2 protein-coding genes and 1 riboswitch are annotated in these 2,576 nt (G+C 67.5%); of the genes, one reads left to right on the top strand and one right to left on the bottom strand.

The features are described 5' to 3' along the window. A partial coding sequence (locus tag G3N96_RS38245) for an ABC transporter ATP-binding protein/permease (protein ID WP_206140446.1) occupies positions 1-1,752 on the bottom strand: 1,752 nt, incomplete at its 3' end. Positions 1,753-2,021: 269 nt separating this feature from the next. Next, positions 2,022-2,145, top strand: a riboswitch (TPP riboswitch). A gap of 225 nt (positions 2,146-2,370) precedes the next feature. On the opposite strand from G3N96_RS38245, the gene G3N96_RS38240 reads away from it, so the two are divergent. Further along, positions 2,371-2,576, top strand: a 206-nt coding sequence (locus tag G3N96_RS38240) for an FAD-dependent oxidoreductase (protein WP_206140445.1), incomplete at its 3' end; no start/stop codon positions are given.

The raw sequence follows: 2,576 nt of genomic DNA, 5'->3' as shown, positions 1-2,576 counted from the left end.
ATCGTCAGCATCGCGCTCGACGTTGATCGTGCCCACGTGGAACGCGGCCAGCGATTCGCGGTGCGCGATGCTGACGATCGCGGCCTTCGGCAGCCGTTCGGCGAACAGGTGGTACAGGCGCGCTTCGTTGTCGGCGTCGAGCGCGCTGGTCGCTTCGTCGAGGAACAGGAAGTCGGGCTTGTGCAGCAGCACGCGCGCACCGGCCAGGCGCTGCTGTTCGCCCGGCGACAGCACACGGGTCCAGTGCGCGGTCTCGTCGAGGCGGCCGACGTAATCCTCGAGGCGGCATGCGCGCAGCGCGTCGCGGCAGGCTTCGTCGCTGAACGCGTCGGCCGTCGCCGGATAGGTGAGCGCAGCCTTCAGCGTGCCGATCGGCAAGTAGCTCGTCTGCGGCACGAACATCATCCGCGCGCCGACCGGCGCGTCGATCGCGCCGTCGCCGAACGGCCACAGGCCCGCGAGCGCGCGCATGAACGTGCTCTTGCCGGAACCCGACTTGCCGATCACGAGCCAGCGCGAGCCGGGTTCGATCGTGACGCTGCCGATGTTCGCGAGCGCGTCGCCGTTCGGCAGCGCGAGCTTGAGCGACGACGTCGACAGCTTCGCGTCGTCGACGTAGTGCAGGTTGATGCCGCCGTGCTCGGTCGCGGGCGACAGGCTTTCCTTCAGGTGCGACGTGCCCATCACGCGCTTGAATTCGCGCAGACGGTTGACGGTGGCGCGCCATTCGACGAGGGTCGAGTAACTGTTGATGAACCACGAGAACGAATCGCTGACGGTGCCGAACGCGGACGAGATCTGCATCAGCACGCCGAACGAGAACGCGCCCGCGAAATAGCGCGGCGCGGCGACGACGAGCGGGAAGATGATCGCGATCTGCCCGTAGAAGCTCAGCACGAACGTGAGCCGCTTCGTGTACTTCATCACGCGCCACCAGTTGTCGCGGATGCGCATGAAGAGGTTCTGCGCGTTGCCGGTCTCGGTCTGCTCGCCGTCGTAGAACGCGATCTGCTCGGCGTTCTCGCGCACGCGGATCAGCCCGAAGCGGAAGTCGGCCTCGACGCGCTGCTGCTGGTAGTTGATCGACACGAGCGGATGGCCGACCTTCTGGATGATCAGCGAGCCGACCACCGCGTACAGCGCGGCCGCCCACACCATGTAGCCGGGGATCGCGATCGGCGTCGCGCCGAGCGAAATCGTCAGCGCGCCGGCGAGCGACCACAGGATCGTGATGAACGACACGAGCGTGACGACCGTCGACAGCAGGTCGAGCGACAGCGCGAGCGTGGTCGTCGCGAACGACTGGAGGTCGTCGGTGATCCGCTGGTCGGGGTTGTCGGCGAGGCGGTCACGCTCGATCCGGTAGAACGCGCGATCGCCGAGCCACTGGCCGAGAAAGCGGTCGGTGAGCCACTGGCGCCAGCGGAAGCCGAGCATCTGCCGCAGGTAGCGGCCGTACACGGCGAGGATGATGAAGGCGAACGCGAGCGCGGAGAACTGCATCAGCAGGTTCGGGAAGTCGTGGACGTCCTTCGACTGCAGCGCGTTGTAGAACTCCGCGTTCCACTTGTTCAGCCGGACGTTGATCCAGACCACGCAGAGGTTGATCGCGATGATCGTGACCAGCAGGCCCCACGCGATTTTCCATTCGGACGATACCCAGTAGGGCTTGATGAGGCTCCATGCGGATACCGGGCGCTCGTCCTGCGGCGCGTCGGAGGCGGAGCGGACGGGATCGATCGATTGGGTCATGTGCTTCCTGATGAGTAGCCGGCGCGCGGGCCGGGCGAAGCCGGGCGCGCGCCGCGATACGGCATGCCGGGACGCGGCGCCGACTGACGGCGGGCGTCCGGATGGTCGCCCGCGCGTCTTAAACGGCACTTAAGGCCGGCGGTGACGCGGCAACCGGCCGCTCGCGCGGCCGGCCTGCGGGCATTGTGCCAGAGCGGCGCGGCACGTCGGCGAATTTGCCGCAAGGGGGACAGTTTGCGGCGCTTTCCGCTTTTATGGTCTAATGGCCGACGACGAAACAGGGGTGCTTCGTGGCGCGGCCGGCAGATGTTCCGGGCAGCGCGATGAGGCTGAGAAAGACCCTTCGCACCCGATCCGGGTAATACCGGCGAGGGAAGTTTCTGATCCCGCCGGGTCGCGCTGGCTGCCATCCCACATGGTCAGCGCCCTTGTTCCGCCCGGCCGGCCTTTGCTGCCGGTTTCGTCCTTTTGGGTACGCGCTTTGCGCGTTACGGAAGGAATGATGACCGCACAATCTTCAGTCTTTTGCATGATTCCCGGCCCGATGCCGCATGCGTCCGCATGCGGCGGCGCGTGCGCGTCGACACTCGTCGTGCGTGCTCGCGCGGAGGGCGCGCGATGAACGTCCGGGATTCCCGACCCGATTTCGCGGTGCTCGGCGGCGGCCTCGTCGGCCGCCTGATTGCCTGGCGGCTCGCGGGCGACGGGCATCGCGTCGCGCTTTACGAGCGCGGCGGCCCGGACGGCGAGCAGTCGGCCGCGTGGATCGCGGCCGCGATGCTCGCGCCGCTCGCGGAAGCGGCGAGCGCCGAGCTGCTGATCAC

Origin of the sequence: Burkholderia sp. Se-20373 (assembly GCF_017104705.1) — a bacterium.
Classification (GTDB): Bacteria; Pseudomonadota; Gammaproteobacteria; order Burkholderiales; family Burkholderiaceae; genus Burkholderia.
The sequence above is the reverse complement of the archived record's forward strand: the minus strand, read 5'-3'. Positions and strand labels throughout refer to the sequence as shown.